The sequence below is a fragment of the Methylobacterium sp. 092160098-2 genome (genome assembly GCF_028920805.1).
Taxonomy (GTDB): Bacteria; Pseudomonadota; Alphaproteobacteria; order Rhizobiales; family Beijerinckiaceae; genus Methylobacterium; species Methylobacterium fujisawaense.
In genome coordinates this window covers 3,661,173-3,684,982 of sequence record NZ_JAQPZJ010000001.1, presented here as the reverse complement: position 1 = coordinate 3,684,982, position 23,810 = coordinate 3,661,173, and the positions used below count along the sequence as shown (strand labels likewise).

General features: G+C 68.5%; 17 protein-coding genes. 7 read left to right on the top strand and 10 right to left on the bottom strand.

Annotated features, from left to right (window positions below):
• The first annotated feature begins 5 nt into the window (after nucleotides 1–5).
• Complete coding sequence (gene tkt / locus PQI07_RS17310) at nucleotides 6–2,000, top strand: transketolase (protein ID WP_274927059.1); 1,995 nt, start codon at nucleotides 6–8, stop codon at nucleotides 1,998–2,000.
• Between the two features lie 15 nt (nucleotides 2,001–2,015).
• On the opposite strand, the gene PQI07_RS17305 is transcribed toward tkt, so the two are convergent.
• The 6 genes from PQI07_RS17305 to PQI07_RS17280 form a co-directional block, all read right to left on the bottom strand.
• Nucleotides 2,016–2,180, bottom strand: a complete 165-nt coding sequence (locus PQI07_RS17305) for a hypothetical protein (protein WP_167337807.1) — start codon at nucleotides 2,178–2,180, stop codon at nucleotides 2,016–2,018.
• 349 nt (nucleotides 2,181–2,529) lie between these two features.
• Nucleotides 2,530–4,167 (bottom strand): acyl-CoA synthetase, encoded by a 1,638-nt coding sequence (locus tag PQI07_RS17300; protein ID WP_274927058.1) that lies wholly within the window; start codon nucleotides 4,165–4,167, stop codon nucleotides 2,530–2,532.
• Complete coding sequence (locus tag PQI07_RS17295) at nucleotides 4,167–5,201, bottom strand: TRAP transporter substrate-binding protein (RefSeq protein WP_043758226.1); 1,035 nt, start codon at nucleotides 5,199–5,201, stop codon at nucleotides 4,167–4,169. Before PQI07_RS17295 ends, PQI07_RS17300 begins: the two co-directional genes overlap by 1 nt.
• Before the next feature lie 257 nt (nucleotides 5,202–5,458).
• Complete coding sequence (locus PQI07_RS17290) at nucleotides 5,459–5,971, bottom strand: ureidoglycolate lyase (protein ID WP_274927057.1); 513 nt, start codon at nucleotides 5,969–5,971, stop codon at nucleotides 5,459–5,461.
• Nucleotides 5,968–6,807 (bottom strand): bifunctional allantoicase/(S)-ureidoglycine aminohydrolase, encoded by an 840-nt coding sequence (locus PQI07_RS17285; RefSeq protein ID WP_075380481.1) that lies wholly within the window; start codon nucleotides 6,805–6,807, stop codon nucleotides 5,968–5,970. The genes PQI07_RS17290 and PQI07_RS17285 overlap by 4 nt, the downstream gene beginning before the upstream one ends.
• Nucleotides 6,808–6,858: 51 nt before the next feature.
• Entirely contained in the window at nucleotides 6,859–8,169 is a 1,311-nt protein-coding gene (locus tag PQI07_RS17280; protein ID WP_043758232.1) for a dicarboxylate/amino acid:cation symporter, read from the bottom strand.
• Between the two features lie 173 nt (nucleotides 8,170–8,342).
• Here PQI07_RS17280 and PQI07_RS17275 point away from each other — a divergent pair, with 173 nt between their 5' ends.
• Both PQI07_RS17275 and PQI07_RS17270 read left to right on the top strand, forming a co-directional pair.
• The gene (locus tag PQI07_RS17275) at nucleotides 8,343–9,224 is read left to right on the top strand and encodes a LysR family transcriptional regulator (protein WP_274927056.1); all 882 of its coding nucleotides are present in this window, start codon (nucleotides 8,343–8,345) and stop codon (nucleotides 9,222–9,224) included.
• 323 nt (nucleotides 9,225–9,547) lie between these two features.
• Nucleotides 9,548–11,272 carry an acyl-CoA thioesterase gene (locus PQI07_RS17270; protein ID WP_342462470.1) on the top strand — a complete coding sequence of 575 codons (1,725 nt, stop codon included), beginning with the start codon at nucleotides 9,548–9,550 and terminating at the stop codon, nucleotides 11,270–11,272.
• 7 nt (nucleotides 11,273–11,279) lie between these two features.
• Here the strand turns inward: PQI07_RS17270 and PQI07_RS17265 are convergent, their stop codons facing one another.
• A complete protein-coding gene (locus PQI07_RS17265; protein ID WP_179696851.1) occupies nucleotides 11,280–13,613 on the bottom strand; it encodes a putative bifunctional diguanylate cyclase/phosphodiesterase in 2,334 nt (777 codons plus the stop codon).
• Between the two features lie 336 nt (nucleotides 13,614–13,949).
• Between PQI07_RS17265 and PQI07_RS17260 the strand changes: the two genes are divergently transcribed.
• The gene (locus PQI07_RS17260; protein ID WP_274927054.1) at nucleotides 13,950–15,569 is read left to right on the top strand and encodes a methyl-accepting chemotaxis protein; all 1,620 of its coding nucleotides are present in this window, start codon (nucleotides 13,950–13,952) and stop codon (nucleotides 15,567–15,569) included.
• A 101-nt stretch (nucleotides 15,570–15,670) separates the two neighbouring features.
• Here the strand turns inward: PQI07_RS17260 and PQI07_RS17255 are convergent, their stop codons facing one another.
• Entirely contained in the window at nucleotides 15,671–15,940 is a 270-nt protein-coding gene (locus PQI07_RS17255; protein ID WP_043346497.1) for a hypothetical protein, read from the bottom strand.
• Between the two features lie 83 nt (nucleotides 15,941–16,023).
• Entirely contained in the window at nucleotides 16,024–16,974 is a 951-nt protein-coding gene (locus PQI07_RS17250) for an SGNH/GDSL hydrolase family protein (protein WP_274927053.1), read from the bottom strand.
• A gap of 582 nt (nucleotides 16,975–17,556) precedes the next feature.
• On the opposite strand from PQI07_RS17250, the gene PQI07_RS17245 reads away from it, so the two are divergent.
• From PQI07_RS17245 to PQI07_RS17235, 3 genes are all read left to right on the top strand, one after another.
• Nucleotides 17,557–18,513 (top strand): lipase family protein, encoded by a 957-nt coding sequence (locus PQI07_RS17245; RefSeq protein ID WP_274927052.1) that lies wholly within the window; start codon nucleotides 17,557–17,559, stop codon nucleotides 18,511–18,513.
• Between the two features lie 144 nt (nucleotides 18,514–18,657).
• On the top strand, nucleotides 18,658–20,085 hold the full coding sequence (locus tag PQI07_RS17240) for a hypothetical protein (protein ID WP_274927051.1): 1,428 nt from the start codon (nucleotides 18,658–18,660) through the stop codon (nucleotides 20,083–20,085).
• A gap of 259 nt (nucleotides 20,086–20,344) precedes the next feature.
• The gene (locus tag PQI07_RS17235) at nucleotides 20,345–21,562 is read left to right on the top strand and encodes a flagellin N-terminal helical domain-containing protein (protein ID WP_043346491.1); all 1,218 of its coding nucleotides are present in this window, start codon (nucleotides 20,345–20,347) and stop codon (nucleotides 21,560–21,562) included.
• 554 nt (nucleotides 21,563–22,116) lie between these two features.
• Here PQI07_RS17235 and PQI07_RS17230 read toward each other — a convergent pair.
• Entirely contained in the window at nucleotides 22,117–23,091 is a 975-nt protein-coding gene (locus tag PQI07_RS17230) for a hypothetical protein (protein ID WP_274927050.1), read from the bottom strand.
• Nucleotides 23,092–23,810: the final 719 nt, after the last annotated feature.

The following is a 23,810-nucleotide window of genomic DNA, read 5'->3' as shown; positions in this document are numbered from 1 at the left end:
GACCCATGCCCGACACGCCCGATGCCCTGCTCACGGCCCGGATGGCCGACGCGATCCGCTTCCTCGCCCTCGACGCCATCGAGCGGGTTGGGGACGGGCATCCCGGCGCGCCCCTCGGCTGCGCCGAGATCGCCGTGGCGCTGTTCACCCGCCATCTGCGCTGCAACCCCGCCGACCCGGTCTGGCCCGACCGCGACCGCTTCGTCCTCTCGAACGGCCACGGCTCCATGCTGCTCTACGCGGCCCTCCATCTCGCCGGCTATGAAGGCCTGCCGATGGAGCAGATCCGGCGGTTCCGCGAGCTCGGCGCCCACACCCACGGCCATCCGGAAATCGCCCCGGAACTCGGGATCGAGGCGACCACCGGCCCGCTCGGACAGGGCATCGCCAACGCCGTCGGCATGGCGGTGGCCGAGGCCAGGCTCGCGGCGACCTTCGGCTCCGATCTGGTGGATCACCGCACCTACGCCCTGGTTGGCGACGGCTGCCTGCAGGAAGGCATCGCCCACGAGGTGATCTCGCTGGCCGGCCATTTGCGCCTGGGAAAGCTCACCTTCCTGTGGGACGACAACCGCATCACCGACGACGGCGCCACCGACCTGTCCATCTCGGAGGACGTCCGCGCGCGCTTCCGCGCCGCCGACTGGCAGGTGATCGACGCCGACGGGCACGACGTTGAGGCGGTCTCGGCGGCGATCCGGCTCGCCCAGGGCGACCCGCGCCCGACCCTGATCGCCTGCCGCACCGTGATCGGGCGGGGCCTGCCGCGCCTCGAAGGCCAGCGCGGCGCCCATGGCGGGCGCGTGCTCGCCAGCGACTGCGCCGAAGCGCGGGCCGCCCGGGGGTGGGATCACCCGCCCTTCACCGTGCCCGACGATGTCGCCGCGGCGTGGCAGGCCGGCGTTTCCGGCCGCAACCGCGACGGCTACACCGCCTGGACGAGGCGCCGGGACGCCCTGCCGGCCGAAGTGCGGGCGGAATTCGACCGTGTTTCCGACGCCCGCCTTCCTGAGGGCTGGCATGCGCCGCTCCGCGGGTTGCGCGACCGCTTCGCCGAGGCCGGGGCGGCGCGGCCCAGCATCGAGGTCTCCGCCGAGATCGTCGCCGCCCTGTCCGACGGCATGCCCGAACTGTTCTCGGGTGCCCCGGATCTGGAGGGGCCGACGAAGCACAAGGGCGCGCTCCACGCCTTCACGGCCCAGGACCGGTCGGGCCGCTACCTGCATTACGGCATCCGCGAGCACGCGATGGGCGCGATGATGAACGGCATCGCGGCCCATCGCGGGCTGGTGCCGGTAGGCGCGACCTATCTGGTCTTCTCCGACTATATGCGGCCGTCCCTGCGCATGGCGGCGCTGATGAACCTGCCGGTCATCACCGTCTACAGCCACGATTCGATCGCCATCGGCCGCAACGGACCGACCCATCAGCCGGTCGAGTACCTCGCGTCCCTGCGGGCCATCCCCAACATGCTGGTGCTGCGCCCGGCCGACGCGGTCGAGACCGCCGAATGCTGGGAGATGGCCCTGGCCAACCGGACCGGCCCGACATCGCTCGTCTGCTCGCGCCAGGCTCTGCCGGCACTCCGCGGGCCGGGCATCGAGGAGAACCGGAGCGCGCGGGGCGCCTACGTTCTGGCGGAGGCCTCGGGTCCCCGGCGGGTGACGCTGATCGGGACCGGCTCGGAGGTCGCGCTGGCGCTTACGGCCCGCGCGATGCTGCAGGCCGAGGGTGTGCCGACCGCCGTCGTCTCCATGCCCTCCTGGGAAGCCTTCGCCGCGCAGGATGCCGCGTATCGCGCGAGCGTCATTCCCCGCGATACCGTGCGGGTGGCGGTCGAAGCCGCTCTTCGCTTCGGCTGGGACCGCTGGATCGGCGAGGATGGCGGCTTCGTCGGCATGACCGGCTTCGGCGCCTCGGGAGCGCCGGAAGACCTGTTCCGCCATTTCGGCATCACCGCGGAGGCGGTGGCGGAGACTGCACGGGCGCGCCTGCGCTGAGACGCGCCTGAGGACTCAGATCATGCCGGCGCCGCCGGTGCGCACGATGCGGTCGCGCTGCTCGGCGTAGCGCCCGGCCGCGGCGCGGCGCATCGCGACGCCGAAGCGCCCGGCGATCTGCGCGAGGAGCGGCGCGCCGCTCTGGGTGCGGAAGCCGACGAGATTCGCGAGGGTGGTCATCGTACCCGATCCCGGTCATGCCCGGGCGGGGCGCCCGGCGTGTTGCGATGCAATATGAGCCGGTTTGCGAGCGCGTGTCAGAGGCTGCGCGTTCGGGCTGTCATGCAGCGAAAACATGCTTTCGGGATGGGACGTTAACAGACGCCGGAATCAGGACGGTGTGGCGATCTCGGCGACGTGTGCAGTGCGGTCTGCGCAGCCCGCTCAATGCGCAAGCTGCACTGTGGTGGGTCTGGACGTCTCCGCGGGCAGCGAAGCGATCCAGCGGTGCCACGGCCGCCGATCTCCCGCGACGCCGATCTGCGTCGCCGCGCGCGCGACGATGCCGTGAGAGCCGTCCGCCAGACGTCTACCGATCCGACGCCTGGGCCGGCTTTTCGAGGGGCAGATCACCGCGCGACTCGAGTTCCGCGCGGATCGCGCGCTTCGTCACCTTGCCGTAGCCGGATTTCGGAAGGGCTTCCCAGAAGAACACACGCCGGGGCAGCTTGTAGCGGGCGACCGCGGCGGACAACCACGCGATCAATTCCCCCTCTTCCACCGACGCCCCGGGACGCGCGACGCAGACCGCAACACCGACTTCGCCCCAGGCGCGGTCGGGCACGCCCAGGATCGCGGCCTCGGAGATCGCCGGATGCGTCAGGAGCTTCTCCTCGATCTCGCGCGGATACACGTTCGAGCCGCCCGAGATGTACATGTCCGAGGCGCGGCCGGTGATGAACAGGAAGCCTTCCGCGTCGCAATGGCCGAGGTCCCCGGTCCGGAACCAGCCGTCGCGGAACGCCGCCGCGTTGGCCTCCGGGTTGTCGTAGTAGCCCGCGAAGACGGCCGGGCCGCAGACACAGATCTCGCCGGTCTCACCGGGCGGCAATTCGCGCCCCTCCGCGTCCTGGATCTGGACCTGCATGCCCGTGCGTTCGACGCCGCAGGTGCCGACCTTCACATCGGGGCCGTCCTCGGCCGCGTGCAGGCGGGGCGGCAGCACGGTGATGTTGCCGGTCACCTCGCCGAGGCCGAAATACTGCACCAGCACCGGGCCGAGCACACGCAGCGCGTGCTGCTGATCCGCCCTGTACATCGGCGCGCCCGCGTAGATCACGTGCCGCAGGCTGGAATGATCGTGCTCCGCCACGGCCGGATGTTCGGTCAGCAGCTTCACGATGGTCGGCACGGTGAAGAGGTTCGCGATGCGCCAACGCTCAACGAGCGCCCAGACTTCTTCGGGGTCCAGCCGCTCGCCGGCGGTGACCACCGTCTTCGTGCCGGCCGCGACCTGCGCGAGCTGGTGGATGCCGGCACCGTGCGAGAGGGGGGCCACGACCAGGGACGCGTCGGCCTCGGTGGTGCCCGGCATCAGGTCGCAGAGGTGGTTGGTGACGACGAAGGCCATCTGGCCGTGTGTGAGCACCGCCGCCTTCGGCCGGCCGGTCGTGCCGGACGTGAAGAAGAACCAGCACGGATCGTCGTGCTCGACGCCGCAAACGGGCGCGGCGCGGCCCAGTTGTTCGGCGACCAGCGCGTCGTAATCCGCCCCGAAGGCCGTGCCGCCGATCTCGACGACGCAGTTCAGGTCCGGGCAGGCCGCGCGCACGGCGGCGGCATGGTCCGGAAAGCCGGCCCCGCAGATGAGCGCGGAGGCACCGCTGGCGCTCGCGAGATACGCGACCTCCGACGGCGTCTGCCGGAAGTTGGTCGGCACCCAGATGGCGCCGAGCCGGAAGCAGACGAACATCGACTCGAACAGCTGGTTGCTGTTGCGCGCCTGGACCAGGACGCGGTCGCCCTTGGTCACGCCGCGGGCGGCGAGCGCCGCCGCCATGGCGTCGACCCGGGCGTCGAGCTCGGCCCAGGTCCAACTGCGCGCGCCCCAGGCGAGCCCCACCGCATCCGGGAAGCGGCGCGCGGCCCGGCGCAGGAAGTGCGCGAGGTTCATCACCCGCCGGGAGCACGGCGCGACCCCGCCGCGCGGCGCCCCCGCGGCGCTCATCAGGTGAGCTTCCCGCAGGCCTTCTCCAGCAGCGACCAGCCCTCGTCGCCGTACCGCCCCTTCCACTCGGCGTAGAAGCCGGCCTTGCGCAGCTTGTCGCGGAAGGGCTCCGGATCGGGCTTGTTGAAGACCATGCCGTTCTTCGAGAGCTCCGCCTGCAGGTTGGCGTTGAGCTGGGCGACGTCGGCCCGCTCCTTCATCCCGGCGGCGTTGATGTGGCGGGCCACCGTCTCGCGCAGATCCGGCGGCAGCCGCTCCCAGGCGCGGCGGTTCGCCAGGAACCAGTACCCGTCCCACATGTGATTGGTGAGCGAGCAGTACTTCTGCACCTCGTAGAACTTCGTCGTGGAGATGACCGCGAGCGGGTTCTCCTGGCCCTCGACGATCTTGGTCTGCAGGGCCGAGTAGGTCTCGTTGAGGTTGATCGAGGCGGGCGCGGCGTCGAAGGCCTTGAACATCGAGGTCCAGAGCGGCGAGACCGGGACGCGGATCCGGAAGCTCTTGAAATCGTCGGGCGTGGCGATCGGCCGGGTCGACGAGGTGGTCTGGCGGTAGCCGTTGTCCCAGATCTTCTCCATGGCGACGAGGCCGGACTTGGCGATCTGCTGGCGGACCCAGGCGCCGAGCTCGCCGTCCATGGCCGGCCAGACGGCGTCGTAGCTCGGGAAGGCGTAGCCGATGCCGTTGATCGACGCGTTCGGGACCAGGGTCGAGAGGATCAGCGGCGACATCGTGAAGAACTCGACGCTGCCCGAGCGCAGCTGGCTCAACGTGTCGGTGTCGGAGCCGAGCTGGCTCGTCGGGAAGATCTTGAGGTCGAACCGGCCGCCGGTCTCCGTGCGGAGCGCCTCCGCCATCTCGCGGGCGCGGATGTTCATCGGGTGCGTGTCGGGCAGGTTGTTGGCGTATTTGTAGGTGAACTCCGCCTTCTGCGCTCGCGCCACGTGCGGCGCCGCCACGGTGCCGGCGATGAGCGCCGTCGATCCGGTCGCCAGGAATCGCCGGCGGGACAGGGGCGTGCGGGACAGGGACATGGCGGCCTTTCCGGTGCGGGCCCGCGGGCCCGGCGTTTCCTCGGGTCCGCGTTGGTGCGGACTCCATCGTTGCGGCCTCGATAGCCGCTGACCGGTGCCAGTCAACGGACTTTCGCGGCCCCACCCCCGGGATTGATTGCATCTGGGCGCCCCTGACACGCCGAGCGCCGCCAAAAGCGGTCCCGACCGCGCGAGACCGCCTGCGCGACGGAATCGCCGTCGTTTCGGCGCGCCACGGGCGCGGTCTGCGTCCGCCTTCAGTCCAGGCCGGGCAGATGGACCGTCCAGGGCTCGGCGAAGGTGTGTTCCTCGAGGTTCACGCCCGGGCCGCCGCGGTCGACCACGACGAAATCCTGTGGCTGATCATAGGGCGTGAGCACCCCGTGCCACGTGTTGCGCGCGTAGCAGATTCCCTGGCGGGGCGCGGTGACGAAGGCCTGCGGCCGCCCGGGCCGGCCCTCTTCGTCCGGGCAGACCACGACCAGGAACGGCGCCGCGCTCAGCGGCAGGAACGCCTGCGCGCCGAGCGGATGCCGCTCCACCAGGCCGAGGCGCAGCGGCAGCGGATAGGGCTGCGCCTCCACCAAGCCGATCACCACGCGCGCGCCCTCCCCCACGACCTCGATCTCGGCGAGATCGTGGAAGCGGCGGGCCATCCCGGCATTCATCGGCCGCGGCGCCACGGCAGCCGCGTCGATGACCGTGCCGAACGGGGCGAAGGCCGCCGCGGTCAGAGGCTGGGCGACGATCCCGCGCGCGTCCGCGCTCAACGGCCGAGTCCGCGCGGCGCGAGCGCCGGATGGCGGTTGACGTCCTTGTAGAGGAGGTAGCGGAACGGGCCGGGCCCGCCCGCGTAGCAGGCCTGCGGGCAGAAGGCGCGCAGCCACATGAAGTCGCCCGCCGCGACCTCGACCCAGTCGCGGTTGAGTCGGTAGACCGCCTTGCCCTCCAGCACGAACAGCCCGTGCTCCATCACGTGGGTCTCCTCGAACGGAATCGAGGCGCCCGGCCGCAGGCTGACGATGTTCACGTGCATGTCGTGGCGCAGATCGTCGGAGCCCACGAAGCGGGTGGTCGCCCAGGCGCCGTCGGTGCCGACCATGCCGGTCGGCTCGACCGCCGATTCGTGCGTCACGAACGAGGGCGGCGCGTCCAGCCCCGCCGCCGGCTGGTAGGCCTTGCGGATCCAGTGGAAGCGCACGGGCCCGTCGCCGTCGTTGCGCAGGGACCAGGCCGCGCCGGGGGAGAGATAGGCGTAGCTGCCCGGCCGCAGGGCGTGCCGGGCGCCGTCGAGGGTGAGGCTCGCCGTGCCCGCGACCACGAACAGCACGCCCTGCGCCTGAGCCTCCGGCTCGGGAGTCTCGCTGCCGCCGCCCGGGGCGACCTCCATGAGGTACTGGGCGAAGGTTTCGGCGAAGCCCGAGAGCGGCCGTGCCAGGATCCAGGCCCGGGTCCCCTCCCAGCCCGGCAGGAGGCTCGTGACGATGTCGCTCATCACCCCGTGGGGGATGACCGCGTAGGCCTCGGTGAAAACGGCGCGGCCGGTCATCAGCGCCGTCTGGCCGGGCAGGCCGCCGCACGGGGGGTTGTAGGCTCCAGCGCTCATGGTCGGTCTCCGGGATTCGGCTTCAAGCTGTAATCGGCTGCCCCGGATCGGTCACGCGGTGTGCGGCTGCGCGACGGGGGCCTCGAGGATCGCCGCGGTGTCGGCCGTGTCCTCGCCGTTCAGGACCCGGTGAGCCTGGGCGCGATCGATATCGCCCTCCCAGGCTGCGATGACGACGGTCGCCACGCAATTGCCGATGAGGTTTCCCAGGGCACGGGCGATGCCGACGAACCAGTCGACCGACAGGACGAGGACCAGACCGATCACCGGGATCTCCGGGACCGCCGACAGCGTCGCGGCGAGTACCACGATCGCCGAGCCGGGCACGCCGTGGGCGCCCTTGGACGTCAGAAGGGCGATGCCGAGGATCAGCATCAGATGACCGAAGGACAGGTCGGTGTTGGTCGCCTGCGCGATGAACACCGTGGCCAGGGTCAGGTAGAGCGAGAAGGCATCCAGGTTGAAGGAGTAGCCGGTCGGGATCACGAGGCCGACGGTCGATTCCTTGATGCCGAGCCGCTCCATCTTGCGCATGACCTGCGGCAGCACGCAGTCGGAGGATGCGGTGCCGGCCACGACGGTCAGTTCCTCGCGCAGATAGGCGAGCAGCTTGAAGATGCTGAAGCCCGCGAGCCGCATGATGCCGCCGAGCACGACGATCACGAAGGCCGCGACGCCCCCGTAGAACAGCACGACCAGCATGCTGAGCTGCTTCAGGGATCCGACGCCGTACTTGCCGACCGTGAACGCGACGGCGCCGAGCACGCCGAGCGGCGCGAGCCGCACGATGAAGCCGATGATCCGGAACAGGACTTCGGTGATGCGCTCCAGGCTGTCGGCCAGGGGCTTGCCGCGCTCGCCGAGGAGCGAGAGGCCGGACCCGAACAGGATCGCGAGAAGCAAAACCTGGAGGATGTCGCCCTTCGCGAAGGCGTCGACGAAGGTCGTCGGCACCAGCTTCATCAAGAAATCGACGGTTCCCGTGACCTGTCCGACCCGATCGGTGTAGCTGGAGAGCGAATTGGCATCCAGCTTCGCCAGGTCGACGTTCATGCCCTGGCCGGGCGCGAAGACGTAGGCGAGGACCAGCCCGAGCGCGAGCGCGATGGTCGTCACCACCTCGAAGTAGATCAGGGATTTGAGGCCGACGCGCCCAACCTTCCGCAGATCGCCGGCGCCGACGATGCCATGCACCACGACACCGAACACCAGCGGCGCGACGACCATCTTGATGAGCTTGATGAAGACGTCGCCGAGGGGCTTCAGGCTGACTGCAAAGTCCGGCCACAGCCGCCCGACGAGGACGCCGAGGACCAGGGCCGCGACCACCTGCCCGAAAAGCGACCCGAACACGCGCTGCATCGCAATTCCCCTGGGCAGCCTCGGACTGGCGACCGAAGCCCGATGGCGGCGCGCGGGGCGATCGTGACGCGCAGCATCGTTTCGATTTGCCGAGCTGCAAAATCGTTCCGGCCGATCTAGACGTCAAATATCTTTTTCATTCCAATTGATAGGCGGGGCATATAGATGGCGGGATGGAACTCCGGCATCTCCGCTATTTCGTGGCTGTCGCCAAATATCTGAGCTTCACGGCCGCCGCAGAGAGCCTCGGCGTGGCGCAACCACCCCTCAGCCAGCAGATCCGCGACCTGGAGGATGAGGTCGGCACTGCCCTCTTCGAGCGGACCACGCGGCGGGTGACGCTGACCCGGGCCGGCCACGATTTCCACGTCCAGGCGCTCGCCATTCTGGAGCGGGCCGGCGAAGCGGTGGAACGGGCGCGTGCCATCGGCGCGGGCACCGCCGGCATCATCAACATCGGCCTGACCGGCTCGATGTTGGCCGGCCCGCTCGGCCCGGCGCTCCGGGACTTCGCCCGCACCTATCCGGCGGTCGATCTCCGCATCCACGAGATGTCGCCGGATCGGCAGATCGCGATGCTGAAGTCCGGTCAGACCGACCTGAGCTTCCTGCGGTGCCCCCCGGAGGATGCCGATCTGGTCCGCGTCTGCGCGTGGACCGAAACCGTACGGGTCGTCCTGCCGAGGGGCCACCGCTTGGCGACGGGCGCGCTCCGCCTCTCCGACCTTCGCGACGAGCGATTCGTCTTCCTGCGGCTCTCGGATTCCCTGTTCGCCAACTACCTGTGGGATTGCTGCGCAGAGGCCGGGTTCGTCCCCTCCATCACCTATCAGGCCGTCGAGGCGGCCTCGTTGACGAGCTTGGTGGCATCGGGGCTCGGCCTCGCCATCATCCCGGAATTCGTCGCCCGTCTGGCGCATGCGGACGTGGTCTACAGGCCCCTCGAAGGGCCGCCCATCCGCGCCGACGTCTTCGCGTTGTGGATGGCCCCGAAGGCTCCGCTGATCGCCAATTTCGTCGATCTGGTTCGCAGCGGCCCGAAGCCCGCCGAATAGGCAAATCGCCCGGGAATCCGCGACGGGTCGTGCACCCGAGGCCCAAACGCGTGTCCATCGGGACGCGGCGAGCGGAAATGTGCCCGCGCTGAGCCGCAGCCGCGGCTTGTCGACAGGTCGATGCATTTTCGTGCAGGAAAGATCTTATATTCGCCTTCTTTTTTGCCGGACATATTCCCGAAACGAGTCTGATACGCTATTGCAGCACTCGGTACGGAGCGCTCGCGGCCACAATGCCTTCCCAATTCATTCGCTCAGCGACCTGGGCGCCGACGATTGCTTTGTCGTGGTTCTGGGGGCTCGGATTTTTCTACGCGATCCACGTGACCCTCACGTATGGATGGCTCGGGTTTCTTGCCTTCGCTCTGCCGAATGCCACGGGCCTCGGCCTGTTCGGATGGCTGCTCGGCGCTCCCCGGCGGCGCATCGACACGATCGTCGCGTCCGTGCAGGGTCCCTACGCCCTCCTGTTCCTCGGGGCCCAGTTCTTCGCCGTCGCCATCACGATCTTCGGCTTCGCCGCCTATGCGTGGCTTCCGCTGTTCGGCCGCGACTCCGTGGTCGGCCTGGTCGCCCTGATCCTCATCGCCTGCTCGATCGCGCATGCGGTTCCGCTGCGCGGCCTCCGGACGATCCACGGCGTCGCCCTGGTCCTCGGACTGTCGGCCTGCGCGCTGCTCTTGGTTGACCTGCCCCGGCATCCGGACGGCTGGACGGTCCCGGTCCACGCCTTCGACGAGCGCTTCTACGGTCTGGTCGTGCCCTCCCTGGTCGGCTTCCTGCTCGGCCCGTGGATGGACATCCAGCATTGGCAGCGCGCCCTCGAGATCCGGCGTTCGGGGGGATCCGTGCGGGTGGCCTATGTCACCGGCGCCGTGCTGTTCCTCGGACTGCTGACGCTCAATGCCTTGCTCGCCGCGCGGGCGGGGCTCGGCGTGCCGGTCGTCTCGTCGGACGGGCTGCCGGGGGCCTATGCGGCCGTGGCGCAGGCGATCGGGCGGGAATCCGTGGCGGGTGCGACAGCCGCCTTCGTGGTCTGGACGGCGATCGCGGCCGCCACCACGATCGACAGCTTCTACAACGCCACGCGGTGGCTCGGGACCTCGGTCACGGCGCGCAGCAATTCGCCGCTTCTCGCCTTCGTGCCGGCGGGACTCGTGTCCTCACCGGTCTGGATCCTGGGTGCGGCGATCGCCACCGCGGCGGCGGCGATCTGGGCGAATCTCTCGCTCCTCTACCTGATGATGCCGTTCGCCACGCTCCTCGTCGGCGCGGCGGCCTGTCTCGTCTGCGAGACGCTCGGCGCGACGCGGCGGTACGACTCGGTCCTCAACGCCATGATCGGGGCGACGGCGTGCCTGATCTTCGTCACCGGCTATCTGGCGCCGAGTTGGGCGCTCCTGGCGATCGCGCCGCTCATCGGGCTGATCGGTGCCCTGCCGATGATCGCACAGATCCTCGGATGGCGCGCAACGCAGCCGGCCGACCAGTTGATTCCGGCGGCGGAGCGGGCGCCGCGGGCGGCGCCCGTGCCCGTCGCGCACGACCGGCCCGACACCGTCGCCTCCCACGGCTTCGACGGCCACTGGTTCGTCCTGCGCCTGATTCCGACCTATGACGATACGAATTCGGTCGGAAACGTCTATTTCGCCAATTACGTGCGCTGGGTCGGCAAGGCGCGCGAATTGTTCTTCAACGTCTGCATGCCGGATTTCGACCTGAAGTCGACGGACTTCTACATCCTGACGAAGTCCTTCCATCACGACTTCCGGCGGGAGGCCATGGAGTTCGAGCCGGTCACCGTCCGGATCTCCATCGCGAGCCACAACCGGAAATTCGTGACCTTGGCGCACGAGATCCACAGCGAGGTCAACGGCCTGCTCGGCCGCGGCGAGCAGTCGCTGATGTTCGTGGATACCGTCCACTACCGGCCCCTCGATATCCCGCGCACCATCGTCGAGGGCTTCCTGCCCTACTGGCCGAAGGTGTCGCCCCACGCGGTCACGGGCGAGCCCAGCCCGGCCGGCGTGGCGCCCCTCGGCGCCTGACGGCACCTCACGCCGCCTGGACGGCGGTCGGAAGCAACTTGCGGCTGCGCGCGAGAACCGCCGCCTGCTCGGCCGGCAGCGGCTTGCTGAAGAGATAGCCCTGGAATTCGTGGCATCCCTGGTCGAGGAGGCAGATCCGCTGCGCGTCCGTCTCGACCCCTTCCGCCGTGATCGTCATGTCGAGGCGCGTCGCCATGTCGATGATGGCCCGCACGATCGCGGCGGCGCTGCCCTCGTGCGGCAGGTCGCGGACGAAGCTCTGGTCGATCTTGATCTTGTCGAAGGCGATCCGGCGCAGATAGCTGAGACTCGAATAGCCGGTCCCGAAATCGTCCAGGGACAGGCGCACGCCCATCTCACGCAGCCTGGACAGGGTGGCGTTGATCGCCGGCGTCGCCTCCAGGAACACCGACTCGGTGACCTCCAGTTCCAGGCGGGCGGCGGCCAGTCCACTCGTCCGCAAGGCAGAGCGCACGAGGTGCGGCAGATCCGAATGCCGGAACTGGCGGGGGGAGAGGTTGACGGCGATCCGGACATCCTCCGGCCAGCCGGCGGCGATCCGGCAGGCCTCTCGGAGGATCCATTCCCCGAGGGGGATGATGACGCCGGTCTCCTCGGCGAGCGGAATGAAGTCGCCCGGCGAGACGAAGCCCCGTGCGGGATGCTTCCACCGCAGGAGCGCTTCGAAACCACCCACGCGGCACTCCTTGGCCGACACGATCGGCTGGAAGTAGAGGACGAACTCGTTCCGATCGAGCGCGCCGCGCAGATCGGACGTCAGGGCGCGCCGCGCCTCGATCCGCTCGTCCATCTCGGCTTCGTAGAACCGGTAACCGTTCCGCCCCTCGCTCTTCATGCGGTAAAGAGCGAGATCGGCCCGCCGCATGATCTCCTGGCATCCGTCCTGTGGCGCGATGGCGATCCCGATGCTGACACTGACGGTCAGCCGAATGCCGTCGACGGTGAATGGCGAGGCGAGCGCCTCGACGATGCCGCTCGCGAGGGACTCGATGGCGTGCAGGTCCCGGGCGCTCCGCCCGGCCGCGAGCACCGCGAACTCGTCACCCGCGAGGCGGGCGAGTTGCACGTCGGCGCTCTCGAAGCCCCGCAGCCGCTCGGCCACGGCTGTAAGGAGCTTGTCGCCGACGGCGTGGCCGAACGTGTCGTTGACGCTCTTGAACTCGTCGAGGTCGAGGGCGAGCACGGCGAACCGGTCGCCCTGCGCGAGTCGTGCCCGGGCCGTCTCCTGAAGCTGGTGGAACAGAACCCGGTTGGGGAGATCGGTCAGGGAATCGTGCAGGGCGAGATAGGACAGGCGCTCCTCGGAGCGCCGCTTCTCGGTCACATCGGAGCCGACGCCGCGATAGCCTGAGAACACGCCGGCCCGGTTGAAGGTCGGCTTTCCGGAGAGGCACCAGGTCCGCCGCTCACCGGCGATGTCGAGTTGCAGGTGGAGATTCCGGAAGACGCGTCGCTCCGCGATGCAACTCCAGAGAGCCGTGCTCGAATGGCTTTTGGGCGGCGCCAGCGGCGGGAGCAGCAGGCGTTCCAGCGGCAGGCCCATGAGCTGTCGCTCGGAGGAACCGGCGACCTCGATCAGGCGCGGGGAGACGTGCTGCAGCCGCAGGTCGGCATCCGTCTCCCAGAGCCAATCGCTGGCACTTTCCTCGAACTCGTTGAGCAGGAGATGGGTGAATTCCTGCTGCCGCTCCAGCTCGATCTGCGCGATGACGCGCATCGTGAGCAGGCGGCTGAGGTGCAGGATCGTGAAGCAGATGAAGCTCGCATAGAAGAACAGCAGAACGCCGACATAGATGTAGAAGGCCTCGCCCGTCGCCGCGAGGGCGATGAACGAACCGACGATGATCAGGCCGGCATACCCGATGGCGACTCGGGGCAGCACCGCCGCGCTCATCCCCGTCGCGATCAGGCCCGCCATGCTGGAGGCAATCAGGAGCCGCCCATTCGGATCGGCCCCGGCGAACAGCATCACCGGGATGGAGGCCAGGAGAAGGCCATAGATCTGCGCGGCGAGGACGAGCCGCTTGACGAAGGAGGATGGCACCTCGAGCGGCTTGGGCTGCGAGCGCCAGCGCCAGCACTGCCGGAGCGAGACGACAGCCAGCGGCAGGACGAGGGCCTCCAGGCCCGCGAGATAGGCGCGGTTCCCGGGCTGCCAGAACAGGTAGACGATGACCTGTACGACACTCAGGCTCACGAGAATCGTGAAGGGCACCAGACGAAGGGCGACGTCGAGCTGCTCGATCCGCGCGCGTGCCCTGAGGTTCGCGTCGAGTGGATCAGCCTTGCGATCGGTATCGATCAGGAAAGAAATCAGCATCTCCCGCGACACAAATGCTCGTTGCACAACCGTTACGATCGAGAACTCCGGATATCAGCGCTTAGATGCATACGAATTCGTTCGACCGCACAAGTTCAACTTGCTTGATGGTGAACAATTCGTAAATTCCGGCCTGGAGTCCGGCAGCAGCCCCTCCGGTGATCACGGCGCCCAGGCGGCGGTGTCCGGGCCAGGCGACCGTCGTTGCGCCATCTGCCGGGGGCGGGACGGAGGGCCGTCCCTCGCATCGACCGGGCGACGGCGCTAAGAGGCCCCGATGCCTCGATCGCGGCCCATCCGGCGCCGTCCGCAGCTCCGAGCAGGATGAAGCAGACCATGCCCCAATCGCTGGGTCTCAACCGCATATTGGGCGGTGCCATCGGGATCATCGCGCTGGTCTCGGTCCTCAGCAGCGGTGCGGTCCTGGTTACGGGCGATCAATTGCGGGACGCGACCGACGCGCGAAGCCGGTCAAACCAGCTGGTCCGCGCCCTCGACAGCTTCCGCGCGGCCATGCTCAACCAGGAAACCGGGTTGCGCGGCTACCTGATCACGGGGCGCGACGGCAGCCTGGAACCGTACCGAACCGGCCGTCAGACGCTGGACGAGGCGATCGACCGGCTCAGGGGCCTCGTCGGTCAGGATGCGGAGCGGACACGCCTGCTCGCCGCCGCAGTGGCGGCGGCTCGCAGCTGGCAGACCGAGGTCGGCGAGGCGGCCCTCCGCATGGCGGCCGATCCGGCGAAACGGGCCGAGGCGGTCCGCATCGAAGCCGACGGTCAGGGCAAGCAGCTGTTCGACACCTTCCGCGAGAAGCTGTCGGCCATCGAAGGCCTCGAAGAGGTGGTACGGACGGCTCTGGCCGAGCGCGTGGCCCGGGGCGAGCGCAACGAGAGCATCGCCCTGTGGGGCGGAACGCTCATCACCCTCCTGATCTGCCTGGGGATCGGAATCGCCATCAACCGCCTCATCGTCCAGCCGCTGGTGCGCGTGATGGCCTTCGTCGGCCGCGTCGGCGAGGGCGACCTGTCCAGCCAGTTGGCTGTTCGCGCCGGTGGTGAAGTGGGCCGACTTTCAGCGACGCTGAACACGATGGTTGCGGGTCTGTCGGATCTGGCGCGGACCAACCGGGCGGCGACGGCGGATCTGAACGCGGCGGCGGCAGAGATCCGCGCGTCGGCGCAGGAGCAGGCGGCCTCGGTGGAGCAGCAATTCGCGGCCGTGCAGGAGACGGCGGCCACGGTCGACGAGATCACCCATTCGGGCGCGCAGATCAGCAAGCGGGCCACCGAGGTGATCGCCACCGCCCAGGCGACCGCGCAGACCTCCCGCCAGGGCCTGCGCGCCGTGTCCGACACCGCCAAGGCCATGGAGGCGATCCGCGAGCAGGCGGAGGCGGTGGCCGGCAACATCGTCAGCCTGTCGGAGAAGACCCAGACGATCGGCGACATCATCGAGACGGTCAACGACATCTCGGAGCGCACGCACCTGCTGGCGCTCAACGCCGCCATCGAGGCGGCGGCGGCCGGCGAGAGCGGGCGCAGCTTCGCGGTGGTCGCCTCCGAGATGAAGCTCCTGGCCGATCAGGCCAAGGCGGCCACCGGCCAGGTGCGGGGGATCCTGGGCGAGATCCAGCGGGGCATCAACACCTCGGTGATGCTCACCGAGGAGGCGGTCAAGCGCGCCGCCGCCGGCAAGACGCGCTCGGACACGACGCAGCGGACCATCGAGGAGATCACCGCCCGGGTGGAGGAGAACGTCCAGACCTTCCAGCAGATCGTCGCCTCGACCAACCAGCAGCAGCTCGGCATCGAGCAGGTGATGGGCGCGCTCCAGAACATCCGCCAGGCCAGCCAGCAGACCGCGGCCGGCACCCGGCAGGTCGAGGCCGCCTCCGCCAACCTCACCGAACTCGCCCAGGCCCTCATGGCCCTCGCCGAACGCTACCGGAACTGAGGCGGCGCGCCCCTTGGCCGGATCGTCCAGTCCCGGTTCTGCCGACCCGGCCCTCCGCTTCGTACGGACCGAGTGGGACCGAGTGTCAGGCCCGGGGCGGTTCAGCCGCGACGGGCGGAGCGATGGGCCGGACGGCGGGCGCCGGCATCCGCACGCCGGCGTGCGGCCCGGACGCGCTCGATGTCGGTTATCCCGACCGGACTGGGCGGCGCGTCGCGGGTGAACGGCATGCGACTGCGGACATCGCCGTAATAGTCCGACCCCCCCATTCCGAAACTGCCCGCAACCACGGCTCCGTCCAGGCGCGTATCGCCGGCTGCTGCGCCCGTGGCGATGAGGACGAGGACAGGGGCGGCGAGGAGGAGGCGCATGGAAGCATCTGGCCGCCAATCTGCGGCAGCTTTGCGACGGTTGCCGTCACGAGCGCGTCCCGGCCTGTCGGGCCGTCTTCGGTTCAGGCGTCCGGGTCGCCGTGGGGGGAGCGGGTCGGACGCGGGTGCGGCTTCTGCCAACCCGTCCGCCCTTGCGCGAAGCCGACTTCAAGAAAGTGGATCAGCGGATTGACGCCTGCGGCGCGGACGTCGGCGTTGGCTTCGAGATAGCCGTCGGTGCTGAACTGTCCGCTCGGGTCTCGCCCCTCGCGCCATCCCAGATCGAGGTAGTGCCGCGCCAGCCCGTGGGGATACCGACACGTGTCGGCGTACCAGCTCCTGTAATATTCCTCATCGAAACCCGGGAGCGCGCTGTCCAGGTAGGGCTCGGATTTGAAGTGCGTCCGGACGTGGCTGGCGATGCGGGCGGCGACGGCCGTGTAATCCCGCAGGTAGGTGCCATCGACGAAGGCGTCATCCTCGGCCAAGCCGAAACGGGCGCCGCGCAATCCCGCAAACGGATCGAAGAACGAGACGCCGCGGCGCACGCAGACAGCGCGGAGGCAATCCGAATAGACTTCGACCGCGGCAGGGTCGCGTTCCGATGCCTTCGCGGCAGGGGTCGGGGGCAACGCCGCCACGAGCGTATCGAGGGTCCAGGCCTGGAGGCGATCGACGATCCGGTCTGTCTGCCCGAAGAAGTCGTCGGTCGCTGCCTTCGACAGCGCCGAGCGGGCGCGGATGTCGTTGGTCCCGATGATCAGGACGGCGAGCAGAGCCGGCAGGGGCGCGCGCAACAGATCGAGGGCGCGGCCACAGGAGCGCGCCGTCGCTCCGGCGATGCCCGCGTTCAGGACGGGGCGCGGAACGATCGGTCGCGGCATGAGCGCCGCATGCACGTCCCCGACCAGAACGATGCAGCCGCTCGGCGCAGCATCGAAGCCAGCCTGGATGTGGCCGAGCCCGTGACGTCGGAGGGCGCCGGTGCGAAACGCCCTCAAGGCCCCCGAAAAGCGCATGCGAATCTTGAACACTGCCCCCGCGTCCCGCACCGTAGGAGGTTCAGTTTTCACAAGTCCAGTCTTTCTCCAGCCTGCCAGCGCCTTTTGACCTCGCCCCCCTTGTCATGGGAGGGAGATCCCCAGGACGTCCGGATGATGAATGATGGCTCGCGGCGGAACCGTCTTCGGCGGCGGGCTGTTGAGGAGCCCGCTCGGTCGTGCAATGGAGCGCGCGCCCATCGGCGCCGTCGACCGCCACAATGCTTTCGCGTGCTCAGGTCCTTGTCCGATCCTATGGTCCGCGGCTACTTATCGTTCACCCCATTCAAGTTGAGAGACCTTCATCCGGCACCGGTCAGGCGACGGCACGTTTTCTTCATTCACGGCTTCGACGCCCGCAGCGGGATCCGGTTTCCTGCGTTCTTCAAACGGGAACTCGGCCGGCATACGGCCCGGTTCGGAACCATGCCGCGCGCGGTCTCGGAGATCCGGACCAGCGCCGACGGTCTCAGCCGGACCTGGACGGTCGGCCCGCCGGCCGATGGCGACGGCGCCGCCGTCTGTTGCGAGACCTTGATCTGGAGCGACATTGTCCACGCGGATCTCTCCCGGCCCGTGCTCCGCCAGCTGGCGCTGCTGGCAAGAAGCGTCGTTTCGGGGCTCGCACAGGGATTGTTTTTCAAGACGGCGCGCTTCGGATGGCCCTACACCCTGCTGAGCGCTTTTCCGTTCTTCGTCGTCTTCGTCGTCCCGGCCCTGCTGATCTCGGCCGGCACGGCGCTCTTCGCCGTCCTGAAACCGTTATCGCCGATGGAAACGGTCGGGGCGGCGCTGATCTGCGCCGTGGCCGCGGGCACGGGTCTCTACGCCATCCGCAAGGCGCTGGGCCGGCTGTTCTTCTGGCATATCCTGAGCATACGCATCTTCTTCTGGCAGCATGCCACGGGCCGGCGACCGGATTACGAGGCGCGAATCGCGCTCTTCAGCGAGCGAATCCTGACGGAACTGGCACAATGGCGTGCGCATCCGGCGGAGGCGCCCGATGAGGTCATGATCGTCGGTCATTCCCTCGGTGCTGCCATGGCCGTGGAGGTCGCTGCCCGGATCCTCGCGCGCCTCGGTACGGACGATCGGCCCCTACCCCGCCTGTCCCTGGTCACGCTGGGCTCGGGGCTTCCCTTCGTCGCGTTGCCGAAGGAAGCCGTGGGGATCCGCGCACGCATCGCGTCGCTCGTCTACAGCGACCGCATCGCCTGGTGCGACTATCAGGCGCCGCAGGATTGGCTCAACTGCTACGGGTTCAACCCCATTTTCGACATCGGTCTCGAGAGACCGGCCTTTCTCGCCCACAATCCATTGATACGATCGGCTGGGGTCAAGGACCGGATACCGGAATGTGACTACAAGCGCTTGCGTCTTCGGCCGTTTCACATGCACTTCCAGTTCCTGAAAGCCAATTTCAGGCCCGGAGAATACGATTTCTTCGAGATGATCCTGGGCCGGCAATCGCTCCTGGGTCGCGCCCTCCGTCCGAACTGCCGGCGCCCCGTCGCCCCTGCGCAGGACCCGTAGGGTCGGCCCCGGTCGGATGCCGACCCACGCGCGATCCAGGCCAGGCCGTCGGCAGCAGGGCCGCCTTATTCAGGTCGCCAGTCTCGGGACAGGTGCTCCGGCCGGCGTTGAAACGGACGGCGCGCATCGCGGGAGATCGTGAGAGTGAAGCCCGGTTCTGCCCTGCTCATCGGCGCCCTTTTCGCCCTGGTGCTGGCGTCGCTCGCCCTTCCGGCCCGGGTCGAGGCCGACTGGAAGGGACCCGACGCGCAGCCCCTCTTCGTCAACGAGGCGAATCCGGCCGGCTACAATTACGCGCCCAGCATCATCTCGGAGAACGGCGTCACCGATTTCTGGTGGTGCGGTCAGGGCCAGACCGATGTCATCTTCCATCGATCCTACGACCCGCAGACCGGCTTCTCGCCGGCCCGGATCGTGTTCAAGCCGACGCCCGGCTCCTGGAACCGCCAATACGTCTGTGATCCCAGCGTGATCCGGGGCCGCTTCGTCAACCCCGGGGACGGCCAGACCTACACCTATGCGATGTACTATTCGGGCGCGGACAACCAGCCTGGGAACAACAATCAGACCGGTCTCGCATTCTCGAACGACAAGGTGACGTGGGTCGACTATCCCGAACCGGTCATCAGGCCGCTCAACCCGGCGGTGGCGCAGGGCAACTACGGCACCGGTCAGCCGGCGTCGTTCACGGACGGCAAGTCCGGTCTCTTCGTCTTCACGACGGACCTCACCGGACCACAGGGCGTTGCCGGCTTCGGCGATCTCTACGTCCGTCACACCGCGGACGGCATCCATTTCGGGGCGCCGGTGCGGATCCCCAACGGGACGACCGATGGAGCGACCATCAATCCGAACTCCGATTTCGCGTACGATGCCAAGACGGGAGACGTCTACGTCATCACCGGGCTTCCGGGTCGCGTGTGCCATCAGGTCGCCTGCAAGGATCCGGCCCGCAACCCCGACCGCGAGACCTACCAGATGGGCCTGTTCAAGATGCCCTTGAAGGTCCTGTTGAGCGGGTCACCGGCACGTTGGACGCCGCTCGGCTATCTGAACTCCGACGTGACCGGCTTCTATCTCAATCACAGTCCGGGCTTCCGGCGGGACGGTACGGGGAGTCTCACGCCCTTCCTGCCTGACATCACCGTCTTCTTCTCGGGCGGCGACCCTTACCCGGGCACGTGGCGGATCGCCGAGGCGCGCGCGACCCGCGGTGCCGACCGTTTGCCCTTGCGGCGCGCCATTGGTCCCGCCGGACACTGGGTCACGACGGGCTATGTCGCGCCCGCCTACAGGGCCGAGGGCAGCGTCGGCAGCGTGCTGACGCTTTCGGCCCCCGGGACCGCAAGACTGATGAGTTGCGTGGCGGGACAGGATCACTTCCTCAGCCGGGACGTGCGCTGCGACGGGCAGACCCCGCTGGGGCAGACCGGCTACGTCTACGAGGCCCCCAGGCCCGGCAGCCACCCCATCTACCGCTGCAATGCCGGCGGTCGCGATCACTTCGTATCGACCCTCGCGGGCTGTGAAGGGCATACGACCGAGGGCCTGCTCGGCTACGCACTCGATTGATTTTTCTTCGCGCGGCTCGCCGTACCGGTCCGACCACTGAGATATCAGGCGGTATGAGCGACCGCGCGTGATCAAGTCTCCAATCGGCCGATACCGGCCTGTGCTGCAGCGGGCAGATGAGCCTAGCGCCGGCACAGGGTTTCGGAAGGAGCGGCGGGGCGCTGAAAATACTCGCGCAGTTAATCCGTATTTAACCTTAAGCGGTATTCTTAAGCGATCCCCGAGAATCGGGTTGCTCCGGTTGGAAAGTTAGCGATCCATGTCTTCCATCACCCTGTCGGCCGCGACACGCCAGAACCTGCTCTCCCTGCAGGATACCGCCCAGCTGATGGCGACCACGCAGAACCGCCTCGCCACCGGCAAGACGGTCAACTCCGCCCTCGACAACCCGACCAACTTCTTCACCTCCCAGTCCCTCGACGCCCGGTCCTCGAACCTGAACACCCTGCTCGACGGCATCTCCAACGGCGTCCAGACGATCCAGGCCGCCAACCAGGGCATCACCTCGATCCAGAAGCTGGTCGATCAGGCCAAGTCCATCGCCAACCAGGCCCTCTCGACCCAGCTCTCCACCACCGGAACCGCCGCCAACGCCTACAGCGCCAGCACCGCCTCCCAGACGGTGCTCCTGACCATCAACGGCACCTCCGTGTCGGCCACCATCGCCGCCTCGTCGAGCATCAGCGCCACCGTCGCGGCCCTGAACGCCGCCGTCAGCTCGGCGTCGACCTCGTCCAGCGGCTCGTTCGGCGCAGGCGCGATCTTCTCGGCTGACAGCACCGGCACGAAGATCGTCCTGAACGCCCAGGCCGATGTGGAGTTTCAGAACTCCGGCAGCCAGACGGCGCTCGGCTTCACCGGATCGAGCACCACCGCCTCGACCTACGGCACCGCCGCCACCACCGTCGTCTCCAGCGACCTCTCGATCTCCGGCGTGTCGCAGCGCGCCTCTCTGGCGAGCCAGTACAACAACCTGCTCAACCAGATCACGCAGCTCGCCGGCGATGCCAGCTACAACGGCGTCAACCTCATTGCCGGCAAGGGCAATGACATGAACATCAAGTTCAACGACACCGGCAGCTCGAACCTGAACGTCGCCTCGGTGGATGCCACGTCCAGCGGCCTGGGCCTGTCGTCGATCACCAACTCGAACAGCACGTCCAGCCAGAACGGCCTCGGCAACTTCCTGTTGAACTCGGACGTCAACAAGACCCTGTCGACCCTGACGAGCGCCGGCAACACGCTGAACTCCGCGGCGAGCGCGCTCGGCTCGAACCTGTCGGTCGTGCAGAACCGCCAGGACTTCTCCAAGCAGCTGATCAACGTGCTGCAGACCGGCTCGGCCAACCTGACCAACGCCGATCTGAACCAGGAAGCGGCCAACTCCCAGGCGCTGTCGACCCGGCAGTCGATGGGCATCTCCGCCCTGTCCCTGGCCAACTCCGCGCAGCAGGGCGTCCTCCAGCTCCTGCGCTAATCCTGCGCTAAGCCTTCGTCACATCATCGCCATGACGGCCGGAGCGACGCTCCGGCCGTTTGCATGAAAAGCGTCGGACAACGACGGATTCCTCTCGAACGCCGATGGCATCGCGGGCCGCAGCCGATACGGCGTGAGAGGCTGCGCCACGCCCCGAATACCGACGCGCTTCGGCAAGCGCGTCGTCGAAACCATTCGACAGCCCGCCAGCCTGGACCGGGGCGGATCCATGGGTGCGGTCCCCGAGGATGCGGGAACCGTGTCGATTACGCTTTCAGCGGCAGGGACCCGATCGTCTCCAGGATGCATTGCGGCTTAGAGATCGGACAACCCGACGGATTTCTCGTCCGTCGGCTCGCACGGCTTCGAACAAGCCCTGTGACTGGGGCGCAGAGAAGGGATCATCTTCCCTACGGCGGGCAGGCGAGGTCGCCGCCCGGCCACCTGATCTGCGCGGCCAAGTCCTGAAGACGCTGGCGCGTCAAAGCGATCTTGCATGCCCCGGAAAGCATCGGGGCGAGGCTGCCGTTGTTCCCGGGCGTCGTGGCGTCGACTCACGGTTGGTCGGCGTCCGGGACCGCGCCGCGGGCGCGGAAGCCGTAATATCCGCGGTCGGCGTCGAACAGGACATCGAAACCGTTCAGGACGTGCAGCCCCGTATTGACGAAGGGTTGCGGGCGCGTGGTGTTCAGAACGATGCGCTCCGGTGCGAGTCCCGTGGCGTGGTCGCCGACGGTGACCGTGTAAGCGGCGGCGGCGCCGAAGCGAAAACGCAGTCGCGTTCCGGGAAGGAGCGCACTGTGACCGGTCGCGTCGGTCTGAAGGCTGGTGGCCACCTCCGAGGGCGGCAGGGTCAGGAACATGGCGGTGACGCCGGTGTCGAGCAGTGCCCGGCCGCAGGCGCCCGGCTCCTGACCGTCGACGGAAATGCACACGGGCACGCCCAGCCAGTCGCCCGGCACGCGCGGGTGGGGATCGAGCTTGACGAAGCGGTAGCGGCCGTGGGTGTTTGCGCGCGTCAGGCCGACATGGACGCCTCGGGCGGTGAGCACGTAGCCGCGCCGGATCGCACCGGGGCCGGACGGCTCTGCATTGAGCAGGGGATTGGTGTCGGGCGTGCTCTGGCTCTGGCTGTCGTCCTCGCGGCCGAATCCGATGCCCAGCATAGCCACGTGCTCCGGCGCCTCTTCCGGGGTGCAGTGGCGGGCCTGCGCGGTGCAGGCGATGCGGTCGACCGCGAGGACCGGGATCGGCCGCGTCGCCACGTTCTCGCCGTCGCGGCCCCACAGGATTACCGGGACGCGTATCCAGCGGCCGATCATGATGCGACCGGAGCTCGTGTAGGTGATGCGCCCAGGCTGGCTGGGCAGCGTCGCGTTGTCGGGGATGCGGCTGGCCGAGACCACGATGCCGGTCGAGCCGGTATCCACCAACACGGGCCGGGGCGCGCCGCCGAAGGAGAGCCCGAGCCGCGGCGACTGCGCGATGGCGTCGCCGGGTTGCGGTGCATTCAGGAAAGGCAGGAACACGCCACGCCGGTCCTCCAGATAGCTCGGGCCATCCTCGGCGTTCGCGAACTTAGCCGGTCCGAGGAGCCCGGCCACAGCGAAACCCGCGCTCAGGACAGCCAGACCCGATCTTGCGCCGTGACCGCGCGCCTGAGCGTCGCCGCGGGGACGTTGCAAAGCCTGCCGCATGCCGGTCCTCCGCGGGACGATATCTGAGCGATCCCGCTCACATGCTCGGCCCTTCCGGGCAACGCTTCAATCCACGCGCCCTTGATGGGCGGCGAGCCAGCGCCGGCTGAACGGCAGCGCCAATCCGTGCATCCACGGTGTGACATTGTGTCCTGATCCCGCGGCGGATAATCCTGTCGTGCGCCCGAACCGGTTGCACCCCGTGTCGAGGATCATGAGCTCGGGCCGCGACCCGGGGCAGGAGGACGTTCTTGCCGAGAGCCGAACCGGGATCTGCCCGGACGTCCGCCGCCCGCACCGCGATCACTCCGTTCGGCCTGATCGGCCAGAGCCGAATACGACCAGCCGGGGCAGCACCCGATCCGGCGGCCTTCGCCGACACCGCCCACGGCGCAGCCGTGGTGATCGGCAAGAACAGCGTGAGGCAGACTACGACGGTCGGGGAAACCCTGGCGCTGCCCGTCACGGCCGGCGCGACGACCCGCCACCGCCGCGGCCACGGGAACTCGCATGGGGCGCGACCGGTGCAGGCGGGCACCGACCGATCCGCC